General features: G+C 44.6%; 29 protein-coding genes. 25 read left to right on the top strand and 4 right to left on the bottom strand.

Annotation, left to right across the window (positions count from 1 at the left end; genetic code table 11):
* Positions 1 to 10 precede the first annotated feature (10 nt).
* Both malS and KXZ66_RS19535 read left to right on the top strand, forming a co-directional pair.
* Positions 11 to 1708 carry an oxaloacetate-decarboxylating malate dehydrogenase gene (malS, locus tag KXZ66_RS19540; protein WP_003244309.1) on the top strand — a complete coding sequence of 566 codons (1698 nt, stop codon included), beginning with the start codon at positions 11 to 13 and terminating at the stop codon, positions 1706 to 1708.
* Between the two features lie 81 nt (positions 1709 to 1789).
* Positions 1790 to 2749 carry an AEC family transporter gene (locus KXZ66_RS19535; protein WP_003242497.1) on the top strand — a complete coding sequence of 320 codons (960 nt, stop codon included), beginning with the start codon at positions 1790 to 1792 and terminating at the stop codon, positions 2747 to 2749.
* Between the two features lie 34 nt (positions 2750 to 2783).
* On the opposite strand, the gene racA is transcribed toward KXZ66_RS19535, so the two are convergent.
* Both racA and KXZ66_RS19525 read right to left on the bottom strand, forming a co-directional pair.
* Entirely contained in the window at positions 2784 to 3338 is a 555-nt protein-coding gene (gene racA, locus KXZ66_RS19530) for a chromosome-anchoring protein RacA (RefSeq protein WP_219144700.1), read from the bottom strand.
* Between the two features lie 121 nt (positions 3339 to 3459).
* Positions 3460 to 3846, bottom strand: a complete 387-nt coding sequence (locus tag KXZ66_RS19525; RefSeq protein WP_021480816.1) for an SMU1112c/YaeR family gloxylase I-like metalloprotein — start codon at positions 3844 to 3846, stop codon at positions 3460 to 3462.
* Positions 3847 to 3971: 125 nt separating this feature from the next.
* Here KXZ66_RS19525 and prfA point away from each other — a divergent pair, with 125 nt between their 5' ends.
* Genes prfA through KXZ66_RS19510 form a run of 3 tightly spaced genes read left to right on the top strand, consistent with a single transcriptional unit; the run spans position 3972 to position 6257 of the window.
* Positions 3972 to 5042 (top strand): peptide chain release factor 1, encoded by a 1071-nt coding sequence (gene prfA, locus KXZ66_RS19520; RefSeq protein ID WP_003227645.1) that lies wholly within the window; start codon positions 3972 to 3974, stop codon positions 5040 to 5042.
* Position 5043: 1 nt separating this feature from the next.
* Entirely contained in the window at positions 5044 to 5910 is an 867-nt protein-coding gene (gene prmC, locus KXZ66_RS19515) for a peptide chain release factor N(5)-glutamine methyltransferase (RefSeq protein ID WP_041850424.1), read from the top strand.
* 59 nt (positions 5911 to 5969) lie between these two features.
* Positions 5970 to 6257: a DUF5316 family protein gene (locus KXZ66_RS19510; protein WP_003244050.1), complete on the top strand. Its 288-nt coding sequence runs from the start codon at positions 5970 to 5972 to the stop codon at positions 6255 to 6257.
* Between the two features lie 16 nt (positions 6258 to 6273).
* Here KXZ66_RS19510 and KXZ66_RS19505 read toward each other — a convergent pair whose 3' ends face one another.
* Positions 6274 to 6636, bottom strand: coding sequence for a UPF0715 family protein (locus KXZ66_RS19505; RefSeq protein ID WP_014665730.1), 363 nt, complete (start codon positions 6634 to 6636; stop codon positions 6274 to 6276).
* A 140-nt stretch (positions 6637 to 6776) separates the two neighbouring features.
* Between KXZ66_RS19505 and spoIIR the strand changes: the two genes are divergently transcribed.
* The 18 genes from spoIIR (at position 6777) to KXZ66_RS19415 (ending at position 21058) form a co-directional block, all read left to right on the top strand.
* On the top strand, positions 6777 to 7451 hold the full coding sequence (gene spoIIR, locus KXZ66_RS19500; RefSeq protein ID WP_015714872.1) for a stage II sporulation protein R: 675 nt from the start codon (positions 6777 to 6779) through the stop codon (positions 7449 to 7451).
* A gap of 66 nt (positions 7452 to 7517) precedes the next feature.
* Entirely contained in the window at positions 7518 to 7961 is a 444-nt protein-coding gene (locus KXZ66_RS19495; protein WP_003244265.1) for a GNAT family N-acetyltransferase, read from the top strand.
* Between the two features lie 156 nt (positions 7962 to 8117).
* Positions 8118 to 9158, top strand: coding sequence for an L-threonylcarbamoyladenylate synthase (locus KXZ66_RS19490; protein ID WP_125121094.1), 1041 nt, complete (start codon positions 8118 to 8120; stop codon positions 9156 to 9158).
* 78 nt (positions 9159 to 9236) lie between these two features.
* A complete protein-coding gene (locus tag KXZ66_RS19485) occupies positions 9237 to 9794 on the top strand; it encodes a manganese efflux pump MntP (RefSeq protein ID WP_003227661.1) in 558 nt (185 codons plus the stop codon).
* Between the two features lie 75 nt (positions 9795 to 9869).
* Complete coding sequence (gene prpB / locus KXZ66_RS19480) at positions 9870 to 10322, top strand: protein arginine phosphatase PrpB (protein WP_015384897.1); 453 nt, start codon at positions 9870 to 9872, stop codon at positions 10320 to 10322.
* 156 nt (positions 10323 to 10478) lie between these two features.
* Entirely contained in the window at positions 10479 to 10928 is a 450-nt protein-coding gene (gene rpiB / locus KXZ66_RS19475; protein WP_003221910.1) for a ribose 5-phosphate isomerase B, read from the top strand.
* A 12-nt stretch (positions 10929 to 10940) separates the two neighbouring features.
* Positions 10941 to 11483, top strand: a complete 543-nt coding sequence (locus KXZ66_RS19470; protein WP_125121095.1) for a TIGR01440 family protein — start codon at positions 10941 to 10943, stop codon at positions 11481 to 11483.
* 206 nt (positions 11484 to 11689) lie between these two features.
* Entirely contained in the window at positions 11690 to 12937 is a 1248-nt protein-coding gene (glyA, locus tag KXZ66_RS19465; RefSeq protein ID WP_003227669.1) for a serine hydroxymethyltransferase, read from the top strand.
* Between the two features lie 134 nt (positions 12938 to 13071).
* Positions 13072 to 13701 carry a uracil phosphoribosyltransferase gene (gene upp / locus KXZ66_RS19460; protein ID WP_003227670.1) on the top strand — a complete coding sequence of 210 codons (630 nt, stop codon included), beginning with the start codon at positions 13072 to 13074 and terminating at the stop codon, positions 13699 to 13701.
* A 422-nt stretch (positions 13702 to 14123) separates the two neighbouring features.
* Positions 14124 to 14507: an ATP synthase subunit I gene (gene atpI / locus KXZ66_RS19455; protein ID WP_003243159.1), complete on the top strand. Its 384-nt coding sequence runs from the start codon at positions 14124 to 14126 to the stop codon at positions 14505 to 14507.
* A 7-nt stretch (positions 14508 to 14514) separates the two neighbouring features.
* Entirely contained in the window at positions 14515 to 15249 is a 735-nt protein-coding gene (atpB, locus tag KXZ66_RS19450) for a F0F1 ATP synthase subunit A (RefSeq protein ID WP_003242621.1), read from the top strand.
* A 45-nt stretch (positions 15250 to 15294) separates the two neighbouring features.
* Positions 15295 to 15507, top strand: a complete 213-nt coding sequence (gene atpE, locus KXZ66_RS19445) for a F0F1 ATP synthase subunit C (RefSeq protein ID WP_003151167.1) — start codon at positions 15295 to 15297, stop codon at positions 15505 to 15507.
* A gap of 162 nt (positions 15508 to 15669) precedes the next feature.
* Entirely contained in the window at positions 15670 to 16182 is a 513-nt protein-coding gene (gene atpF / locus KXZ66_RS19440) for a F0F1 ATP synthase subunit B (protein ID WP_003244051.1), read from the top strand.
* Positions 16179 to 16724 carry a F0F1 ATP synthase subunit delta gene (locus tag KXZ66_RS19435; RefSeq protein ID WP_003227679.1) on the top strand — a complete coding sequence of 182 codons (546 nt, stop codon included), beginning with the start codon at positions 16179 to 16181 and terminating at the stop codon, positions 16722 to 16724. Before atpF ends, KXZ66_RS19435 begins: the two co-directional genes overlap by 4 nt.
* Before the next feature lie 16 nt (positions 16725 to 16740).
* A complete protein-coding gene (atpA, locus tag KXZ66_RS19430) occupies positions 16741 to 18249 on the top strand; it encodes a F0F1 ATP synthase subunit alpha (protein ID WP_014481186.1) in 1509 nt (502 codons plus the stop codon).
* A 76-nt stretch (positions 18250 to 18325) separates the two neighbouring features.
* Positions 18326 to 19189 (top strand): ATP synthase F1 subunit gamma, encoded by an 864-nt coding sequence (gene atpG, locus KXZ66_RS19425; RefSeq protein WP_032727048.1) that lies wholly within the window; start codon positions 18326 to 18328, stop codon positions 19187 to 19189.
* A gap of 25 nt (positions 19190 to 19214) precedes the next feature.
* Positions 19215 to 20636, top strand: coding sequence for a F0F1 ATP synthase subunit beta (atpD, locus tag KXZ66_RS19420; protein ID WP_003227686.1), 1422 nt, complete (start codon positions 19215 to 19217; stop codon positions 20634 to 20636).
* Positions 20637 to 20659: 23 nt separating this feature from the next.
* Positions 20660 to 21058, top strand: coding sequence for a F0F1 ATP synthase subunit epsilon (locus KXZ66_RS19415; RefSeq protein WP_021480810.1), 399 nt, complete (start codon positions 20660 to 20662; stop codon positions 21056 to 21058).
* 32 nt (positions 21059 to 21090) lie between these two features.
* Here KXZ66_RS19415 and KXZ66_RS19410 read toward each other — a convergent pair whose 3' ends face one another.
* The gene (locus KXZ66_RS19410) at positions 21091 to 21564 is read right to left on the bottom strand and encodes a hypothetical protein (protein ID WP_003243900.1); all 474 of its coding nucleotides are present in this window, start codon (positions 21562 to 21564) and stop codon (positions 21091 to 21093) included.
* 169 nt (positions 21565 to 21733) lie between these two features.
* On the opposite strand from KXZ66_RS19410, the gene KXZ66_RS19405 reads away from it, so the two are divergent.
* A complete protein-coding gene (locus tag KXZ66_RS19405) occupies positions 21734 to 21964 on the top strand; it encodes a DUF1146 family protein (RefSeq protein WP_003227691.1) in 231 nt (76 codons plus the stop codon).
* A 128-nt stretch (positions 21965 to 22092) separates the two neighbouring features.
* Complete coding sequence (locus KXZ66_RS19400) at positions 22093 to 22833, top strand: YwmB family TATA-box binding protein (protein WP_015483817.1); 741 nt, start codon at positions 22093 to 22095, stop codon at positions 22831 to 22833.
* Positions 22834 to 22855 lie beyond the last annotated feature (22 nt).

Genomic DNA, 22855 nt, shown 5'->3' with positions numbered 1-22855 from the left:
GGAGATTTGCTTGAATAACATAAAAAAAACGAAAGAAGGCCACTTAGAAACAACTCTTAGAGGAAAAGAAGTTTTATCTATTCCTACTTTAAATAAAGGCGTTGCTTTTTCACTAGAAGAAAGACAAGAACTCGGCTTAGAAGGGCTTCTGCCGCCAACTGTACTTTCTCTTGATCAACAAGCACAACGCGCGTACGAGCAATTCCAAGCGCAGCCTGACCGCCTTCGTCAAAATGTTTACTTAAGTGATCTTGCAAACCGTAACGAAGTTCTTTTCTATAAATTGCTGAAAAACCATCTTCGCGAAATGCTTCCTGTTGTGTACACGCCAACAGTTGGTGAAGCGATTCAGGAATACAGCCATGAATATAGAAGACCTCAAGGAATCTACTTGTCAATCGATAACATTGACGGTATTGAAAAAGCGTTTGAAAACCTTCATGCTACAGCAGGCGATATTGATCTTATCGTTGCTACTGACTCCGAAAGCATTCTCGGTATCGGTGACTGGGGTGTAGGCGGTATTAATATCGCAATCGGTAAATTGGCTGTTTACACTGCTGCAGCTGGTATTGACCCTAGCCGTGTTATCCCGGTTGTGCTTGATGTCGGTACGAACAACGAAAAACTTCTAAACGATCCTTTATATATTGGTAACAAGCATGAACGTGTTCAAGGTGAACGCTACGAAGCTTTCATTGACGCTTATGTAAAAGCTGCATTGAAATTCTTCCCTAAAGCGCTTCTTCACTGGGAAGACCTTGGCAACAAAAATGCACGCAACATCATGAAAAAATACAATCATGAAATCCTGACATTTAATGATGATATTCAAGGTACTGGCGCGATTACACTTGCAGGTGTGCTTGCCGCTATGAAGAAAACCGGCGCTTCTATTAAAGATCAGCGTGTTGTTATCTTCGGTGCTGGTTCTGCTGGTATCGGTATTGCTGACCAAATCCGTGACACAATGGTGCTAGCCGGATTATCTGAAGAAGAAGCTAACAAACGTTTCTACACACTTGATTACAGAGGCTTGCTGACTGAAGACATCGAAGGCATCCTTGATTTCCAAAAACCTTACCTTCGCAATGCGGATGAAGTGAAAGACTGGAAGCGCGATGAAAAAGGTCAAATTCCATTCGATGAAGTTGTTCGTCAAGCGAAACCAACGATCTTGATTGGTACTTCAGGGGTTTCAGGTGCATTCACAGAGGAAATTGTAAAAGAAATGGCATCTCACGTAGACCGTCCGGTTATCATGCCGATGTCTAACCCGACTCACCTTGCTGAAGCTGTTCCTGAAGATCTGTTCAAATGGACTGACGGAAAAGTGCTTATTGCAACAGGAAGCCCATTTGACAATGTAGAATACAACGGTGTTTCTTATGAAATCGGACAATCTAACAACGCATTCGCGTTCCCTGGCCTTGGACTTGGTTCAATTGTAGCTGAAGCGCGTATCATTACACCTGCTATGTTTGCTGCAACTGCTGATGCGATTGCTGAAATGGTTGATCTTGAAACACCTGGAGCAGGATTGCTTCCAAGCATTGATAAGCTTCAAGAGGTTTCTATCCAAGTTGCGATTGCCGTTGCTGAAGCAGCAATTAAAGATGGCGTGGCAAATCGTCAGCCTGAAGATGTGAAACAAGCGGTACTTGATGCAATGTGGACACCTGAATACAAAAAAGTCATCGCGAAATAATTAGCGAGTAAATTTTTCTGTCCGAGGGAAAGCTTTTTGTAAAGCTAAAGTATACGGACATAGGATTTGGAGGAGAATATTTTGAGCATCTTAGATATCTTAATCCTCCTGGCGCCGATCTTCTTTGTTATCGTGCTGGGTTGGTTTGCAGGACATTTTGGAAGTTATGATGCCAAGTCGGCAAAAGGGGTAAGTACGTTAGTAACGAAATACGCACTTCCAGCTCACTTTATCGCTGGTATTTTGACAACTTCCAGAAGTGAATTTTTATCACAAGTACCTTTAATGATTTCTTTAATTATTGGGATTGTTGGTTTCTATATCATCATTCTTTTGGTTTGCAGATTTATTTTCAAGTATGATTTAACGAACTCATCTGTATTTTCTTTGAACTCTGCACAGCCGACATTCGCATTTATGGGTATCCCGGTATTGGGAAGCTTATTCGGAGCGAATGAAGTTGCGATTCCGATCGCGGTCACAGGTATCGTGGTTAACGCGATTCTTGATCCGCTCGCGATCATTATCGCTACTGTTGGTGAGTCTTCTAAGAAAAACGAAGAGAGTGGCGACAGCTTCTGGAAGATGACAGGAAAATCAATCCTGCATGGTCTTTGTGAGCCGCTTGCAGCTGCTCCGTTAATCAGTATGATCTTAGTGCTGGTTTTCAATTTCACTCTTCCTGAGCTGGGTGTTAAAATGCTTGATCAGCTTGGAAGCACAACATCTGGTGTTGCTCTCTTTGCTGTCGGTGTTACCGTTGGTATTCGTAAAATTAAACTCAGTATGCCGGCTATCGGTATTGCGTTACTAAAAGTTGCGGTTCAGCCTGCATTAATGTTCTTGATTGCTCTTGCTATCGGACTTCCGGCTGACCAAACAACAAAAGCAATCCTTCTTGTTGCATTCCCTGGTTCTGCCGTTGCAGCCATGATTGCGACTCGTTTCGAGAAACAAGAAGAAGAAACTGCAACTGCGTTTGTGGTCAGTGCGATTCTGTCATTGATTTCACTTCCAATCATTATCGCGCTTACTGCGTAACAAAAAAAGCTCCCTTTACGGGGAGCTTTTTGCTTTAGGTTTGAAATTTGAACAGTGACAGCAGCGGTTTTTTTCTTGTTTTGTTTTTTTCAGAAGCAGCAACGGTCTCGGGGATCGGCTGAGCGGTGAATTCTTTCATTTGTGAGGTCAGTGATTGCAGATCTGCAAGAATATCGTCGATTTCTCTGCGGTGCTGAAGCAGCTGGTAAGATACACCTTCATCGGCTTTTTGTTTCAGCTGGCGTTCCAGTTCCGACAACCTTGCCATCAATTCGCTTTCGTCCTGCCTTTGCTGTAAAAGGGTGTCCAGCTTTTGTTCAAGCTGCTCGATTCTTCGTTCTGTGTCGCTATTTGTTTTTTGGACAAGGAAGCCTGTGCGCTTTTTAGCGCTTTTCGGCAGATGAATATCCTGAATCGCCGTGCCTTCAGAGATTTGTTTTTGAACGGATTTTAGAACCTTCACGTCTTCTGCCGTGAACGAATAGTGTCCGAGCTCATTGCGTTCGGCCGGAAGATTCAGCTGCTTCACCCACCGCTGCACCGTTTTTGCGGAGACGCCGAGTTCACTTGCTACCATATTTGTATTCATGATCCCATACCTCCTTTTAAGCTAGGTATTCGACCATAGAATGAGGTTCCCTTCCCGTTAGACAAAACAAGAAAAGATTCGGCAAAGAAAGTGGGTATCTCCTTTTTTTCTTCAAAAACTGTTATTGTTCATACAGTTCTAATGGAAGCTGGTCAGGATCAAAAAAGAAGGTGAAACGTTTGCCGGTCAGCGGGTCTGTTCTGATTGGCTCTGTTTCGATTCCTTTTTCATGAAGCTCCTGAACCGCCTTATCCAAGCTGCTGACTGTAAAGGCGAGGTGGCGCAGGCCTGCGGCTTCAGGCCGGGTTTGTCGTTCGGGCGGATCGGGAAACGAGAACAGCTCAATGACATACGAGCCGTTAAGCGACAAATCAAGCTTATAGGAGCCGCGCTCTTCGCGGTACGTTTCTTGAATCACCTGAAAACCAAGCTTATGTACGTAGAAAGCTTTCGACTTTTCGTAATCTGAACATATGATTGCAATATGATGTATGGATTTCAGCAACATCATCCCTCCTCGAATTCCAGTATAGCAGAGGGGGCTTTTCCAGCTGGGATTGAAATGCTTTTGACTGGGGTTAATCACTATACTATAATGAGGATGTTACGCACAGGAAAACAGAGGTGAAGACCGTGTTAGACCGTTTAAAATCAATTGAAGAACGATACGAGAAATTAAATGAGCTTTTGAGCGATCCAGAAGTAGTCAACGATCCGAAAAAGCTGAGAGAATATTCAAAAGAGCAATCTGATATACAAGAAACAGTTGACGTATATAGACAATACAGAGATGCGTCAGAACAGCTGGCTGATGCAAAAGCGATGCTTGAAGAGAAGCTGGACGCTGAGATGCGCGACATGGTGAAGGAAGAGATTTCTGAACTTCAGAAGGAAACGGAAACACTGTCAGAACGGCTGAAAGTGCTCTTGATCCCGAAAGATCCTAATGATGACAAAAACGTTATTATGGAGATCCGCGGAGCCGCGGGAGGCGAGGAAGCCGCTTTATTCGCGGGCAACCTGTACAGAATGTATTCCCGTTATGCCGAGCTTCAGGGCTGGAAAACAGAGGTCATGGAAGCGAATGTAACCGGAACAGGCGGCTACAAAGAGATCATCTTTATGATTACGGGAAGCGGCGCGTATTCTAAACTCAAATATGAAAACGGAGCCCACCGCGTACAGCGTGTTCCGGAAACAGAATCAGGCGGACGCATCCATACATCCACTGCAACAGTAGCATGTCTTCCTGAGGCAGAAGAGGTAGAGGTTGACATCCATGAGAAGGATATCCGTGTCGATACGTTTGCTTCAAGCGGACCGGGCGGACAAAGCGTTAACACAACAATGTCTGCGGTTCGTCTGACTCACTTGCCGACAGGTGTAGTTGTATCATGCCAGGATGAAAAATCTCAAATTAAGAACAAAGAAAAAGCAATGAAGGTTCTCCGTGCCAGAATCTATGATAAATTTCAGCAGGAAGCCCAGGCTGAATATGATCAAACACGGAAATCAGCAGTCGGATCTGGTGACCGCTCTGAACGTATCCGCACATACAACTTCCCGCAAAACCGTGTGACGGATCACAGAATCGGTTTGACGATTCAAAAGCTTGATCAGATTCTTGAAGGAAAACTTGACGAAGTGGTTGAAGCGCTGATTGTTGAAGATCAGGCAAGCAAGCTTCAGCAGTCGGAAGGTTAAGATGAAGACGATATTCGAAGCCCTGAAATGGGCTTCTTCTTATTTAACCGAAGCGGGAAGAGAAGAAAATGCTGCCGAGCTCCTATTGCTTTATGATACCGGAATGGAGAGAAGCAAACTGCTCGCAAGCTTACAGGAACCGATTGGTGAAGACGAGCTGTATCGCTTTAAGCGTCACGTTGAGATGCATAAAGAGGGCGTGCCGGTTCAATACATTATAGGAAAAGAGTTTTTTTATGGACGGGAATTTATGGTGAATGATGATGTGCTGATCCCGCGGCCGGAAACTGAAGAAGTTGTCTTTCATTTGCTTGAAAAATATCGGAGTGTCTTTTCTGAAGACGGCAAGCTCGAAGTTGTTGACGTTGGTACAGGGAGCGGCGCAATAGCCGTCACGCTTGCGCTTGAAAACCAAAACTTTTCTGTGTCGGCGGTCGATATTTCGAAAGAGGCGCTGCAAGTCGCCTCTGCCAATGCAGAAAAACTCGGAGCAAATGTGCGCTTTTATCAGGGCGATCTGCTTGAGCCTTTTATTAAGGCGGGAAAAAAAGCGGATATCATTGTCTCAAACCCGCCATATATTTCAGAGGAAGAAATGGCTGATCTATCGGAAATTGTCCGTTTTCATGAGCCGCTGCACGCGCTCACCGATGGCGGAGACGGGCTGAAATTTTATAAGCGGTTTATGGAAGACATTCCGCTTGTCATGAAGGATAAAGTATTTGTTGTTTTTGAAATCGGGTGGAAACAGGGAGCGGCGGTCAAAGACCTGATCCTCAAGGCGTTTAAGGGAGCGGAAGTGGAAGTGCTGAAAGATATTAATGGAAAAGACAGAACCATATGCGCTCTGATTCATAAAAATAAATAAGCAGCTTGCTGGCGAGTGAATGGATCAAGCTGTTTAACACCAGCAAAGGGGATGTAAACATGAAAAAGGCCCTGACAGCAGGAATCCTGCTCATTGCGATTGAGAGCATGATTGGCACCATTTTTCCGCAGGCTCTTTCATATGAAGCGATTTTTGGCGTTGCGTCTCTCGTTTTAGTGGGGCTCGCGATCATTACATCGGGTTTGGCTGTAAGCGGAAGCGATCAGCGGGCAAACTACCATTCAGAAACCAAAGAAGGCCGTACATCTCGCATGAAAATGGCGGCCGCTTTCTTTGTTGCGGCGATACCTTCCATTCTATGTTATTTGCTGACGATTTTGTTTTAATAAAAAAGGAAGCCTCTTAGGCTTCCTTTTTTTGCAGTAAAACAGAGTCCCATATCCAATAGATAAGAGCTGTTAATACAGCGAAAAGATAGAAGGCTGTATTTTGAAACAAAGATTGTCCCGAAGGCTGAAGCACGCCGAAAATGATCGCGTTGGCAATAAAAGCAGCGACAAGGTAATACAGCAGATACAAAGGGCTGAACCGTTTCGGCTTTTTATTCATCATGATTTGAAGCGGCAGTGCGAAGATCAAATAAGGAAACAGAAAATAAAATGCCATTGTGATGAGAGCGGCAATGATAAATGAATGAATATAAATTACTGAATAAAGAACGGACATCGTGAATGCTGATAACAGCACTGTATAATTGTATTTCATCTTAAACCTCCTAAAACACTATCGTACCATAAATAAGATTAACAGCTTGCTAGATTTTTTTCACCCTGCACGTTTACCCCTGGCTCTACTTGTCCATAATAGGGCTAGAAACAAAGCACGGAGAGGAACGGTGGGGACCGATGAAAAAAACAGTAATCATTTGTATATATATCTTTCTTTTACTATCTGGAGCGCTCGTAGGGCTGGCAAAAGAAGAGACGGCACAGAAATCGGAAAATCAGCCGGTGGTCATACCGGATCAGGCGATTCGTCTGAGAATATTGGCAAACAGCGATAGTGACCAAGATCAGCAATTAAAACGTCATATAAGAGACGCGGTGAATAAAGAAATCACAACTTGGGTAAAGGATATTACTTCTATTGAAGAAGCGCGTCGCGTGATTCGTTCAAAGCTGCCTGAAATCAAAGCAATTGCAAAGGAAACAATGGAGAAAGAAGGAGCGAATCAGTCGATATCCGTTGATTTTGACAAAATCTCGTTTCCGACAAAGCTTTACGGCAACATGGTATATCCCGCTGGTGAGTATGAAGCGATTTTGATTACGCTTGGAAAAGGAGACGGCGCCAACTGGTGGTGTGTGCTGTTCCCGCCCCTCTGCTTTCTCGATTTTTCTAACGGGGAAGCCGTCAAAGAACAAGAAGATAAAGAAGCCTCAAAAAAGCAGACTGAAAAAGTGCTTGAGGACGTAACCGCTAAAGCGGAAAAAGCCAAAAAAGAAGAGAACGAAGAAAAAGAAGACGGCACAGAAGTGAAATTCTTTTTAGTCGAATGGATTTCCGACCTTTTTTCCTAATTCTCTGGTCTAAAAATAGATTTGCCTCATAGATTGGAAGAAAGAACGCAAAAACGGGGTGAACGGATGTTTTATCAACTGCGGGTGGCAAGGGAAAAAGACGGAGATGTGCTCGAGGCATTTTTAAAACAGGCAAAAACCAGCTATGAAGGCGTGAAAGAAGGCTTCACTCAATTTCTTATGCTGGAGGACAGTGAGAAAAACATTGCCGGATGCCTCGGTATTGAAAAAATAAGCTGTGACCAGGGGCTGCTGCGATCACTTGTCATATCGGACAAGCTTCACCAAGGCCACATTGTCACGCTTTTTCAAAGCATGGAGGTGCTGTGCGAAAAGCATCAGATCAAAACCGTGTACCTAGTAGCAAATCAGCATTCCTCTGCGGACTTTCTGACGGCTATGGGTTTTGAAAGAGCTGAGAGTGTACCGGAGGAGCTGTTTTCTTCTGATCACTTCTGTGAATCGCGGCAAACAGAAGGAGCCGTTTTGATGAAAAAAGCGTCTGGATAAGTGCAGTTTATACACATACTTATCCACTTCTTTATTAGCGTTGTCCACAATTTGTGGATAACGCTTGTTTTATTACAGGACATCTTTTATACTTTCAAAAGGATTACACGCGTAAAACAATCGTTTTATTGTTGTGAATAAGGAGTTTGGTCAGAAATGAAAACGAAAAGATGGTTTGTGGATGTAACTGACGAGTTATCCACAAATGATCCACAAATTGCACAAGCAGCCGCTTTGCTCCGAGAAAATGAGGTCGTTGCCTTTCCGACAGAAACAGTATATGGCCTAGGCGCAAACGCACAAAATACGGATGCCGTCAAAAAAATATATGAGGCGAAAGGGCGGCCGAGCGATAATCCCCTGATTGTCCACATTGCGGATATCAGCCAGCTTGAGGATTTAACGGGCCCGGCGCCGGAAAAGGCGAAAACATTGATGAAACGGTTTTGGCCGGGAGCACTTACGCTCATTCTGCCTTGCAAACCTGATGCGCTTTCACCTCGTGTAACGGCAGGTCTTGAAACGGTTGCCATTAGAATGCCGGATCATCCGCTTGCCCTTGCATTGATTCGCGAATCGGGACTGCCGATTGCAGCACCGAGCGCCAATCTATCAGGCAAACCAAGTCCCACAAAAGCAGAGCATGTGGCTCACGACTTGGATGGCCGCATAGCCGGTATTATGGATGGAGGCCCTACCGGAATCGGGGTCGAATCAACCGTGCTTTCATGTGCGGACGACATCCCTGTTCTCTTGCGTCCTGGCGGCATTACGAAGGAACAAATTGAAGCGGTGATCGGGCCGATCCATGTGGATAAAGGGCTCAGCGACCAAAACGAGAAGCCGATTTCTCCAGGGATGAAATATACACATTATGCGCCGACAGCGCCTCTTGCCATTTGCGAAGGCAGCCCAGAGCGCATTCAGCACCTCATTCAAGAATATCAACAGGGCGGAAGACGGGTCGGTGTCCTGACGACAGAAGAAAACGCGGGCGTTTATTCCGCTGATTATGTGAAGAGCTGCGGAAGACGGGCTCAGCTTGAGACTGTTGCGGCAGGGCTGTATGATGCTTTGCGCAGCTTTGATGAGAATAAGGTGGATTTCATTATAGCGGAATCCTTTCCGGATACAGGTGTCGGTCTTGCTATTATGAACAGGCTGATGAAAGCCGCCGGAGGAAGAGTGATTCGCTGAAAGCAGTCAGATGTTCTAACCCTTTTTGGACACGCATAGGCTAAAAAAGCGGGGCGTGTCCAAGGGGGTTATTTATGTATGTCGGATTTGTTTATAGGCGAACTGATTACATTAAGCATCATGGCGTTTGCTTTAGGGATGGATGCTTTTTCTGTCGGCCTTGGAATGGGCATGGTCAAACTTAGAAAGAAGCAGATATTCTATATTGGTTTCATCATCGGCCTCTTTCACGTCATCATGCCTCTTGCAGGGATGGCGGCCGGTAACATGTTGTCAGGGCTCCTCGGCGTGTTAGCGGTTTATATCGGTGGGGCGCTGCTTTTTGTTCTTGGGGTTCAAATGCTTATGGCCTCTTTTAAACAGTCAGAAGAACGATTCATGTCACCGGCAGGGCCGGGCTTATTGCTGTTTGCCATCGGCGTCAGCCTTGACAGCTTTTCCGTCGGCTTGAGCTTGGGGATATACGGCTCGCATCCGCTCCTCACAATTACCCTGTTCGGGCTGTTCAGCATGATGTTGACATGGCTGGGCCTGCTGGTCGGAAAACAAGTGCAGTCATGGCTTGGCACATACAGCGAAGCGCTCGGGGGCATCATATTAATCGTGTTTGGATTAAAGCTGCTTTTGCCAATTTAATATACCAATAAAAGAAACGAAGTCGCCGTTTCTTTTTTCTTCATATATAATAGAGAAAAATAAGGGGTGACTGACATGGATATTATTTTTGTCTGTACTGGAAATACGTGCCGCAGCCCAATGGCTGAGGCGCTTTTTAAATCAATTGCAGAAATGGAAGGGCTGAATGTCAATGTCCGCTCGGCAGGCGTGTTTGCTTCACCTAATGGGAAAGCGACGCCTCATGCAGTCGAAGCGCTGTTTGAAAAACACATTGCCCTTAATCATGTGTCTTCTCCATTAACTGAAGAACATATGGAGTCGGCTGATTTGGTTCTGGCTATGACCCATCAGCACAAGCAGATCATTGCCAGCCAATTTGGACGTTATCGTGATAAAGTGTTTACGTTAAAAGAATATGTCACAGGCAGCCATGGTGATGTCATCGATCCGTTCGGCGGCTCAATTGACATCTATAAACAAACGCGAGATGAGCTTGAAGAGCTTCTTCGGCAGCTGGCAAAACAGCTGAAAAAAGACCGCAGATAAGTTGTCAGAAAATCTGTAAACAGGTCATTTGCAAATCCTGCGTGAAGGAGTAGAATATAGTGAAAAGCACATCATATGGTGTGAATCAAAGAGCGGACAGGCTGCGCGGTCAATAAAGCGGGCGGGCCGCATCACACACGCTGGGAGGAAAAGCAGATGAAAGTAGCCATTGCATCGGATCATGGCGGCGTTCACATTCGAAATGAAATCAAAGAGTTAATGGACGAATTGCAAATTGAATATATTGATATGGGCTGTGACTGCGGCAGCGGCTCTGTCGATTATCCGGATTATGCTTTTCCGGTGGCCGAAAAAGTGGTTAGCGGCGAAGTTGATAGAGGCATTTTAATTTGCGGGACAGGCATCGGCATGAGCATTTCCGCTAATAAAGTAAAAGGGATTCGCTGCGCGCTGGCGCACGATACCTTCAGCGCGAAGGCGACGAGGGAGCATAATGACACAAACATCCTTGCGATGGGTGAACGGGTGATCGGACCTGGTTTGGCTCGGGAAATCGCAAAAATCTGGCTGACTACTGAGTTTACCGGGGGAAGACACCAAACGCGTATTGGAAAAATCTCAGATTATGAAGAGAAAAACCTGTAGGGGTGCTGTTTAATGAATGAGTTGAAACAAACGTGGAAGACGATGCTGTCTGAGTTTCAGGACCAAGCGGAATTGAAACAAGATCAGCTCTTCGTCCTTGGATGCAGCACGAGCGAAGTGGCCGGCAGCCGGATCGGCACATCGGGCAGTGTAGATATCGCTGAAAGCATCTACAGCGGACTTGCTGAGCTCCGGGAAAAAACGGGAATCCATCTGGCGTTTCAATGCTGCGAGCATTTAAACAGAGCGCTTGTCGTCGAAGCAGAAACAGCCAAGCTGTTCAGGTTTCCAACCGTTTCTGCCGTGCCCGTTCCAAAAGCGGGCGGAGCGATGGCGTCTTATGCGTTTAAGCAGATGAAGTCTCCTGTTCTTGTTGAAACCATTCAGGCTGACGCCGGAATTGATATAGGCGATACGTTTATCGGCATGCATCTGAAGCCGGTGGCTGTCCCTGTGCGTGTCTCTCAAAACAGCCTCGGTTCAGCTCATGTGACATTGGCGCGTACACGGCCGAAACTAATTGGCGGAGTGCGGGCGGTTTATGAGTGCGAATGAAAGGACTGCATAGCCAGTCTTTTCTTTTATTTTAAGACAGTGAAATAAATTCCGAACTTTAAATTAAATTTAAGTTATTAATATTCGTTTTTACCAATAAAAATTTAGATTTTTTAAAAATAATCTTTTACATCGGCCTTAAAAACCATGTACAATAGTGATGGTAAAAACAAAGAACAGGATACGGATAGGAGAGGATCTCGCTGATGAAACATTTACCTGCGCAAGACGAACAAGTGTTTAACGCCATTAAAAATGAGCGTGAACGCCAACAGACTAAGATCGAATTGATTGCTTCTGAGAACTTTGTAAGTGAAGCTGTTATGGAAGCACAAGGATCTGTTTTGACAAATAAATACGCAGAAGGATATCCGGGCAAACGCTACTACGGCGGATGCGAGCACGTCGATGTCGTTGAAGATATCGCTCGTGACCGCGCGAAGGAAATCTTTGGAGCGGAGCATGTAAACGTTCAGCCTCATTCAGGCGCACAAGCAAACATGGCAGTGTACTTCACGATTTTGGAGCAAGGCGATACTGTACTTGGGATGAACCTCTCCCACGGCGGCCATTTAACACACGGAAGCCCAGTCAACTTCAGCGGTGTTCAATATAACTTTGTTGAGTACGGCGTAGATAAAGAAACTCAATATATTGATTACGATGACGTGCGTGAAAAAGCCCTCGCTCATAAACCGAAGCTTATCGTAGCAGGAGCAAGTGCGTATCCTCGTACAATCGACTTTAAGAAATTCCGTGAAATTGCTGATGAAGTCGGCGCTTACTTCATGGTGGATATGGCACATATCGCAGGACTTGTTGCGGCAGGCCTTCATCCAAACCCGGTTCCTTACGCTGATTTCGTTACAACAACAACACATAAAACACTTCGCGGTCCTCGAGGCGGTATGATCCTTTGCCGTGAAGAGTTTGGCAAGAAAATTGATAAATCGATTTTCCCTGGAATTCAAGGCGGCCCGCTGATGCACGTTATTGCCGCAAAAGCTGTTTCATTCGGTGAAGTATTGCAGGACGATTTCAAAACATATGCACAAAACGTCATTTCAAACGCGAAACGTCTGGCTGAAGCCTTAACGAAAGAGGGCATCCAGCTCGTTTCAGGCGGAACAGACAACCACCTTATCCTTGTTGATCTTCGTTCGCTCGGACTGACTGGTAAGGTTGCGGAGCATGTACTTGATGAAATCGGTATTACGTCTAACAAAAACGCGATTCCATATGATCCTGAAAAACCTTTCGTAACAAGCGGCATCCGTCTTGGTACAGCTGCTGTAACCAGCCGCGGTTTTGACGGAGACGCTTTAGAAGAAGTCGGTGCTATCATTGCGCTTGCATTGAAAAACCACGAAGATGAAGGAAAACTTGAAGAAGCAAGACAGCGTGTAGCTGCTCTGACTGATAAATTTCCTTTATATAAAGAATTAGATTATTAAGATCCTAAAACCCGCTGGGGCTTATGCCCGGCGGGTTTTTTGACGATGTTCTTGAAACTCAATGTCTTTTTTTGTAGAATCAATAGAAGTGTGTAATTGTTGATGGGACAATAAAAAAGGAGCTGAAACACAGTATGGGAAAGGTTTATGTATTTGATCATCCTTTAATTCAGCACAAGCTGACATATATACGGAATGAAAATACAGGTACGAAGGATTTTAGAGAGCTAGTAGATGAAGTGGCTACACTCATGGCATTTGAAATTACCCGCGATCTTCCTCTGGAAGAAGTGGATATCAATACACCGGTTCAGGCTGCGAAATCGAAAGTCATCTCAGGGAAAAAACTCGGAGTGGTTCCTATCCTCAGAGCAGGATTGGGAATGGTTGACGGCATTTTAAAGCTGATTCCTGCGGCAAAAGTGGGACATGTCGGCCTTTACCGTGATCCAGAAACCTTAAAACCCGTGGAATACTATGTCAAGCTTCCTTCTGATGTGGAAGAGCGTGAATTCATCGTGGTTGATCCGATGCTCGCTACGGGCGGTTCCGCAGTTGAAGCCATTCACAGCCTTAAAAAACGCGGTGCGAAAAATATCCGTTTCATGTGTCTTGTAGCAGCGCCGGAGGGTGTGGAAGAATTGCAGAAGCATCATTCGGACGTTGATATTTACATTGCGGCGCTAGATGAAAAATTAAATGAAAAAGGATATATTGTTCCAGGTCTCGGAGATGCGGGTGACCGCATGTTTGGAACAAAATAAAAAATGAAATCCCCAAAAGGGGGTTTCATTTTTTTATCCAGTTTTTTGCTATTCGGTGAATCTGTATACAATTATAGGTGAAAATGTGAACATTCTGTGGAGACGTAAAGTATAAAAAGTTTTTTAACTTTAAACAGATTGACACATGTTAGGGGCTATTGTATGCTAAACGAGGGTATTATGAGAAGGTTTTCATAGCTTTCATTATAGTCCTCATCCTCAATGTAAATCCTCTCAGCAAACCCGTATTATGAGGATTTATTTAAGCGAATGAAACAGCATCCCTGCAAGGCTTGCGGATGAATGATTTTTTCGAACAGGCCCGTTTTGCCGGTCAAAAAAGGTCTTCTACTAAGGGTTAACCGCTGATTTTTGCCGTATCCAAGCTATACATTATTTTTTCATCAGGAGACAGATAATTGATGGACGATCCCAAGCTTACATTTAGCAGACAACGCAAATATTTATTGTTCATTTTGGCAGTGTATGTACTGGGTTATGGTTTAACAGCGTATAAAACCGTTTTTTTAGGCCTTATTCTGGGAACTGTTTTCAGTTTGTTTAATTTTTTACTGCTCGTCAGAAGAATGAATGCTTTTGACAGAGCTGTTGAGAAAGGAAAGTCCATACGATCTCTCGGGAGCGCAGCGCGGTGGTGCAATGCGATTCTTGCTGTGGCTGTTGCCTATAAAAATCCCGAATACTTTCATATGGCAAGTACAGTTATTGGATTAATGACAATATACCCTGTCATTATGATAGATTCCTTTATCCAGCTTAAACGTTCATCAATGGAAGAGAGGTGAAAACCCTTTGAATCATGGTTACAGAACTATAGAATTTCTAGGTCTTACTTTTAATCTGACAAACATTCTGATGATTACTGTGGCGAGTGTGATTGTTTTATTGATTGCTATATTGACGACAAGAACGCTTTCGATCCGTCCCGGAAAAGCCCAGAACTTTATGGAATGGATTGTTGATTTCGTCCGCAATATTATTGGCAGTACAATGGATTTAAAAACAGGGGCTAACTTCTTGGCACTTGGTGTCACATTGCTGATGTACATATTTGTGTCGAATATGCTGGGGCTGCCGTTCTCTATTACAATCGGACATGAGCTCTGGTGGAAGTCTCCGACAGCCGATCCTGCCATTACATTAACGCTAGCCGTGATGGTTGTTGCTTTAACCCACTACTATGGTGTGAAGATGAAAGGGCTCAAGGAATATTCCAAAGACTATTTAAGACCTGTTCCATTCATGCTCCCGATGAAAATCATCGAAGAGTTTGCGAATACGCTGACTCTAGGTTTGCGACTGTATGGTAACATCTTCGCCGGTGAGATTCTTCTCGGCCTGCTTGCGGGATTAGCAACAAGCCATTATTCGCAAAGCGTGGCTCTCGGTCTTGTCGGTACAATCGGTGCCATTCTGCCGATGCTGGCATGGCAAGCATTCAGTTTATTTATTGGTGCTATCCAGGCATTTATCTTTACAATGCTGACGATGGTGTACATGTCTCATAAAATCAGTCATGATCATTAAAACATTATATCCAAACGGATAACATTTTAAAGGAGGAACTTTTTCATGAATTTAATAGCAGCTGCGATTGCAATTGGTTTAGGCGCACTTGGTGCAGGTATTGGTAACGGTTTGATTGTTTCACGTACGGTAGAGGGGATTGCCCGTCAGCCGGAAGCAGGTAAAGAACTGAGAACTCTTATGTTCATGGGTATCGCATTAGTTGAAGCCCTTCCTATTATCGCTGTCGTTATCGCATTCTTAGCGTTCTTTGGCTAAGCATAAAAGCCTTATATGAACTAAAAATGGCGAAGATCATTCCAAGAGAACCTTCGCCATTGCTTTATGTCTGATAAGCATCCCGCCTTGCCGGCTGAAAAGAGACAAGTGCGGCTGCTGGATCAGCAAAGAAAAACCTGCAGAAGGGAGTTGCCGTAGTAGATGTCTCAATTACCACTTGAACTAGGATTGTCGTTTAACGGCGGAGATATCCTGTTCCAACTGTTAGCTATGTTAATCTTATTAGCGCTTCTGAAGAAATACGCTTTAGGGCCGCTATTAAACATAATGAAACAGCGTGAAGACCACATCGCTGGAGAAATTACGTCTGCTGAAGAAAAAAATAAAGAAGCGCAGCAGCTGATTGAAGAGCAGCGCGTTCTTTTAAAAGAAGCAAGACAGGAATCCCAAACTCTTATCGAAAACGCAAAGAAACTGGGAGAGAAGCAAAAAGAAGAGATTATTCAGGCTGCACGTGCAGAATCTGAACGTCTGAAAGAAGCAGCAAGAACTGAAATCGTGAAGGAAAAAGAACAGGCGGTTTCTGCTCTCCGTGAGCAAGTAGCGTCTCTTTCTGTCATGATTGCGTCGAAAGTGATCGAAAAAGAACTGGATGAACAAGCTCAAGAGAAATTGATCCAGGACTATCTTAAAGAGGTAGGAGAAAGCCGATGAGTGGATCAGCTGTCTCTAAACGATATGCATCAGCTCTTTTTGATATAGCCAATGAGTCCGCTCAGCTGAATCAAGTAGAAGAAGAGCTAACTGTTGTAAAACAAGTATTTCAAAATGAAAAAGCGCTTAATGATGTGTTGAACCATCCGAAGGTGCCGGCTGCGAAGAAAAAAGAGCTGATCCAAAATGCATTTGGCTCTTTGTCACAGTCCGTGCTTAATACGATTTTTCTTTTGATTGACCGCCATCGTGCCGCGATTGTGCCTGAGCTCACAGATGAGTTTATCAAACTCGCAAATGAGGCCCGTCAAACAGAAGACGCAATCGTATATTCAGTGAAACCGCTGACGGATGCTGAAATTTTACCATTATCACAAGTGTTTGCAAAAAAAGCCGGAGTCGCTTCACTGAGAATCAGAAATGAAGTGCAGACGGATTTAATAGGCGGCATTAAAGTCCGCATTGGAAACCGGATTTATGACGGCAGCGTAAGCGGGAAGCTTCAGCGCATTGAACGTCAATTAGCCGGGGAAAATCGATAGAAGGGGTGAAACCTAAGTGAGCATCAAAGCTGAAGAGATTAGCACGCTGATAAAACAGCAAATACAAAATTATCAATCTGATATTGAAGTTCAAGACGTAGGTACAGTCATCCAAGTCGGTGACGGTATTGCACGTGTGCACGGCCTTGACAACTGTATGGCCGGTGAACTTGTCGAATTTTCAAACGGTGTTTTGGGTATGGCTCAAAACCTTGAAGAATCAAACGTAGGTATCGTCATCTTAGGACCTTTCAGTGAGATCCGTGAGGGAGACGAAGTAAAAAGAACAGGTCGCATCATGGAGGTTCCTGTTGGTGAAGAGTTAATCGGCCGTATTGTAAATCCGTTAGGCCAGCCGGTAGACGGACTTGGCCCGATCCTTACAAGCAAAACTCGTCCGATTGAGAGCCCTGCACCAGGCGTTATGGACCGTAAATCCGTTCATGAACCGCTTCAAACCGGTATCAAAGCGATCGATGCACTGATTCCAATCGGCCGCGGCCAGCGTGAGCTGATCATCGGTGACCGTCAAACAGGTAAAACATCTGTTGCGATCGATGCGATCCTGAACCAAAAAGACCAAGACATGATCTGCGTATATGTTGCGATCGGTCAAAAAGAATCAACAGTCCGCGGCGTAGTAGAAACATTGCGTAAACACGGCGCGCTTGATTATACAATTGTTGTAACGGCGTCTGCGTCACAGCCGGCACCGCTTCTGTACCTGGCACCGTATGCTGGGGTTACAATGGCAGAAGAATTTATGTACAGCGGCAAGCACGTTCTTGTTGTATACGATGATCTTTCTAAACAAGCGGCTGCTTACCGTGAGCTGTCCTTGCTTCTTCGCCGTCCGCCAGGCCGTGAAGCGTTCCCTGGGGATGTATTCTATCTTCATTCCCGTCTGCTTGAGCGTGCAGCAAAGCTTAGCGACGCGAAAGGCGCAGGATCAATTACAGCTCTGCCGTTCGTAGAAACACAAGCCGGAGATATCTCTGCTTATATTCCGACGAACGTCATTTCCATCACCGACGGACAGATCTTCCTGCAATCTGATTTGTTCTTCTCAGGCGTACGTCCAGCGATCAATGCCGGATTGTCTGTATCCCGTGTCGGCGGCTCAGCGCAAATCAAAGCGATGAAAAAAGTATCAGGTACTTTGCGTCTTGACCTTGCGTCATACCGTGAGCTGGAAGCATTCGCTCAATTCGGTTCTGACCTCGACCAAGCGACTCAGGCAAAACTGAACCGCGGTGCGCGTACAGTTGAAGTGCTGAAGCAGGATCTGAACAAGCCGCTTCCGGTTGAAAAGCAAGTAGCCATTCTTTATGCGCTGACAAAAGGATATCTCGATGATATTCCTGTGGCGGATATCAGACGTTTTGAAGAAGAGTACTACATGTACCTTGACCAAAACCATAAAGACCTGCTTGACGGAATTGCGAAAACAGGAAACCTTCCTGCTGATGAAGACTTCAATGCTGCAATCGAAGGCTTCAAACGCACATTTGCACCAAGCAACTAACTCGAATGCTGATGAGAGAAAAAGGTTCTCTTTTTCTCTCTTTTTACGCAGATGAAGAGAAAAGGTGGTGAAATCTTTGGCCTCATTACGCGATATTAAGTCAAGGATCACGTCAACGAAAAAAACAAGTCAGATTACAAAAGCCATGCAGATGGTATCTGCGGCTAAGCTGAATCGTGCTGAAAACAATGCAAAATCATTTGTGCCATATATGGATAAAATCCAAGAGGTTGTGTCAAACGTCGGAAGAGTTTCCGGCAACGTGAAGCACCCGATGCTTCTCAGCAGAGAAGTGAAAAAAACGGCATACCTTGTCATTACGTCTGACCGCGGTCTTGCCGGCGCTTTTAACAGTTCGGTTTTACGGAGTGCTTATCAGGCCATGCAAGAACGTCATCAGTCTAAGGATGAGTATGCGGTGATTGCCATCGGAAGAGTGGGCCGTGATTTCTTTAAGAAACGTGAGATTCCGATCATTTCCGAGTTAACAGGACTTGGGGATGAAGTGACGTTTACAGAAATTAAAGATCTTGCCCGTCAAACGATCCAAATGTTTATAGACGGTGCGTTTGATGAATTGCACCTTGTTTATAACCATTTTGTCAGCGCCATTACGCAAGAAGTAACGGAGAAAAAACTTCTGCCGTTATCTGATTTGGGCAACGGCGGCGGAAAAAGAACGGCGTCTTATGAATTTGAACCATCTGAAGAGGAGGTTCTGGAGGTTTTGCTTCCTCAATATGCAGAAAGCTTAATCTTCGGTGCGCTTCTTGACAGTAAAGCAAGTGAGCACGCTGCAAGAATGACGGCGATGAAAAATGCGACAGACAACGCGAAGGAACTTATCGATTCACTTTCGCTATCTTACAACCGCGCTCGCCAAGCAGCCATCACACAAGAAATAACAGAAATTGTCGGCGGAGCAGCCGCTTTAGAATAGAAAGATTTTGTCAGGAGGGATAGCGATGAAGAAAGGACGCGTTAGCCAGGTATTAGGACCGGTCGTCGACGTGCGTTTTGAAGACGGTCACTTGCCTGAAATTTATAATGCGATTAAAATTTCACAGCCAGCTGCAAGTGAAAACGAAGTAGGTATTGATTTAACGCTTGAGGTCGCTCTTCATTTAGGTGATGATACAGTCCGTACAATCGCAATGGCATCTACAGATGGTGTTCAGCGCGGTATGGAAGCTGTAGATACAGGAGCGCCAATCTCAGTACCGGTTGGTGATGTAACACTTGGACGTGTATTTAACGTTCTCGGAGAAAATATTGATTTGAATGAGCCGGTTCCTGCGGATGCGAAAAAGGATCCGATTCACAGACAGGCGCCTTCATTCGATCAGCTTTCAACAGAAGTTGAAATTCTTGAAACAGGTATTAAGGTTGTTGATTTGCTTGCTCCTTACATTAAGGGCGGTAAAATCGGATTGTTCGGTGGTGCCGGTGTAGGTAAAACCGTATTAATCCAGGAATTAATCAACAACATCGCGCAAGAGCACGGCGGTATCTCTGTATTCGCCGGCGTAGGAGAGCGTACTCGTGAAGGGAACGACCTTTTCTACGAAATGAGTGACTCTGGCGTAATCAACAAAACAGCCATGGTATTCGGACAAATGAACGAGCCGCCGGGCGCACGTATGCGTGTTGCTTTGACAGGCCTTACAATGGCTGAGCACTTCCGTGATGTACAAGGACAGGATGTACTGTTCTTCATCGATAACATTTTCCGTTTCACACAAGCGGGATCAGAGGTTTCAGCCCTTCTTGGCCGTATGCCTTCAGCGGTTGGTTATCAGCCGACGCTTGCAACTGAGATGGGTCAGCTCCAAGAGCGTATCACGTCTACGAACGTTGGATCAGTTACATCTATCCAGGCGATCTACGTGCCTGCCGATGACTACACTGACCCGGCGCCGGCGACAACGTTCGCTCACTTGGATGCGACAACAAACCTTGAGCGTAAATTAACTGAAATGGGTATTTACCCTGCGGTTGATCCGTTGGCATCTACATCACGCGCCCTTGCTCCTGAAATTGTTGGAGAAGAGCATTATGCGGTTGCGCGTGAAGTACAGTCAACGCTTCAGCGTTACAAAGAGCTTCAGGATATCATTGCGATTCTCGGTATGGATGAATTAGGCGAGGAAGACAAACTTGTCGTTCACCGCGCACGCCGTATCCAGTTCTTCCTTTCTCAGAACTTCCACGTGGCTGAACAGTTCACTGGACAAAAAGGTTCTTACGTGCCTGTAAAAGAGACGGTACAAGGCTTCAAAGAAATCTTAGCCGGTAAATATGACCATCTTCCAGAAGATGCGTTCCGTCTTGTAGGCCGTATTGAAGAAGTTGTTGAGAAAGCAAAAGAAATGGGTGTAGAAGTTTAATCTGGTCCTAGGAGGGTAAAAGCATGAAGACCGTTAAAGTCAATATCGTTACTCCCGACGGCCCAGTATACGATGCGGATATCGAAATGGTGAGTGTGAGAGCCGAAAGCGGCGATCTCGGTATTTTGCCAGGCCATATTCCTACCGTGGCTCCTCTTAAAATCGGCGCTGTCCGTCTGAAAAAAGACGGGCAGACTGAAATGGTTGCCGTCAGCGGCGGTTTTGTAGAAGTCCGTCCTGATCAGGTCACCATCCTTGCCCAGGCTGCCGAGACAGCAGAAGGCATCGATAAAGAGCGCGCTGAAGCTGCACGCCAGCGGGCGCAGGAGCGTTTGAATACTCAATCAGATGATACTGACATTCGTCGGGCTGAGCTTGCGTTACAGCGGGCTTTGAACAGATTGGATGTAGCAGGGAAATAAGAAAAATCCTTCTCTTTATGAGAAGGATTTTTTTATGAACGCACAAGAGAATCAAACAGCGATAACAGCGGGCGATCCTCTTTTGGACGCAGGTATAAACCATCACAGGCATTCATTGTATGCCACGATTTGCGATGTCTTCTAAAGCCAAGTGTATAAGCGCCGTCTTTATAGGGATAAGGTTTTACAACCCATTCAGCATCTTCATGGCGGGCAATCACGCAATCTATAAGATAAACACTGATCATTTTCTCGAATTCTTCAATAGGAAGATTCCAATCAGCAAGCAAAAGCTCTTGTATACTTTGAAAATAGAGGTTTTCAAGCTCTTCAAGGCTTTCTCTCGTATAGGTAAGAGAAATGTTAAAAAACTGACACAATTCATTCAGTTCTTCAATCTGTGACTGTCTATAATCATAATAGAATGCAATTGCTTCCCATTCCTGATCAAAAATTGGCAGGTCCTCACCATATTGCTTTTCAGGCTGAAAAAAAGAATGATTCACATTTGCCAGCTCCTTTCCAATAAAGTATACCATGTAAAAGAATCGCACTTTAAGCGGGGATTAGCCCTAGATTTGGCTGATTATTCCGTTCTGTATAAAATGTATCATCTTTATCTGTGCTTCTTATATAATAAGAAAGGGTATGAACGCAGAGAAAGGAGTGTAATAGATGAGTGTATTGGGACAGCAGGCTGCAATCGGCATTGTCGTTCACCTGATTTTTATAGCAGTGACTTGGTGGGCGTTGCAAGCCGTCAATATAGATCCGTTAATCAAAAAAGGCAAAGTCGTGCAGGCTAGACTCCTGATGATTTTGCTGACAATCGCCATTGGAACGGCCGTTGCCAATTTCTTTTTAGATTACCTCAATTATTCACAGCAGCTTCCCTATCTATTTTAATAGGTTTTGAACATTATTAAATGGTTGGGAGAAGCGGGTTGAGGCGAATAGCTCGAGTTTTGACGAAGATTTTTACGTATGGCGCCTCTTGCCTCCGGTAAAACTGGGGATAAGGGGGAGAGATGAACATGAAGAAAAAACAAGTAAGCCACGCTATTATCATTTCCGTCATGTTAAGCTTCGTCATTGCTGTTTTCCATACCATCCATGCGAGTGAATTAACGCCGTTAGCACAAATGGCAGAGGGGATGGAACGCCAAGATGTGTCAATAGATAAGTGGACATTGCATGCAAAACAAAACATGTCACTGACCGAAAAAGAATTTTATCAAAAAGTGCAACGTTTAAAATCAGAGTATCGTCAATATGATTGGGTGATTGCACGGGAAGATAAAATGATAAAGGCAATTGGCACATATACTGACAAAAAAAATCGTACTTCTTTTAGACTGCAGCTTGTCACAACCCTCAAAAAACACAATCCAACTTCGTATTTATTATATGAGCAAATGAGTCTAGAGACACCGGATAGCTGGAATGATACATATGAACAGTTTGAACGGGAGACACTTGGGATATTCCAAGAAAAAGTAGTTATTTTTACTTGTCTAAATGGTCACTTAGATGATAATATGAATATTGTTTTGCAAAAAAAAGCAAATCAGTTATTAAATGAATTTCAAGCAAGATCAGTAGAACATGTAGTTGAGCCAAATTTCGTTTCTATTTCTGCGTTTACAGATGAGTGGGAAGAGTACATTATGACCTCGAAACATAAAATGAATTTGCAAATTGCACTTAGAAGTGCAGGAATGGGCGGAAAACATACCGTTACGGTTGGCACACCAATCGTTACGACTGAATATTAATATAGAGAATTTAGGGACGCGG

The sequence above is a fragment of the Bacillus sp. LJBS17 genome (assembly GCF_019334685.1).
Taxonomy (GTDB): domain Bacteria; phylum Bacillota; class Bacilli; order Bacillales; family Bacillaceae; genus Bacillus; species Bacillus subtilis.
The sequence above is the reverse complement of the archived record's forward strand: the minus strand, read 5'-3'. Positions and strand labels throughout refer to the sequence as shown.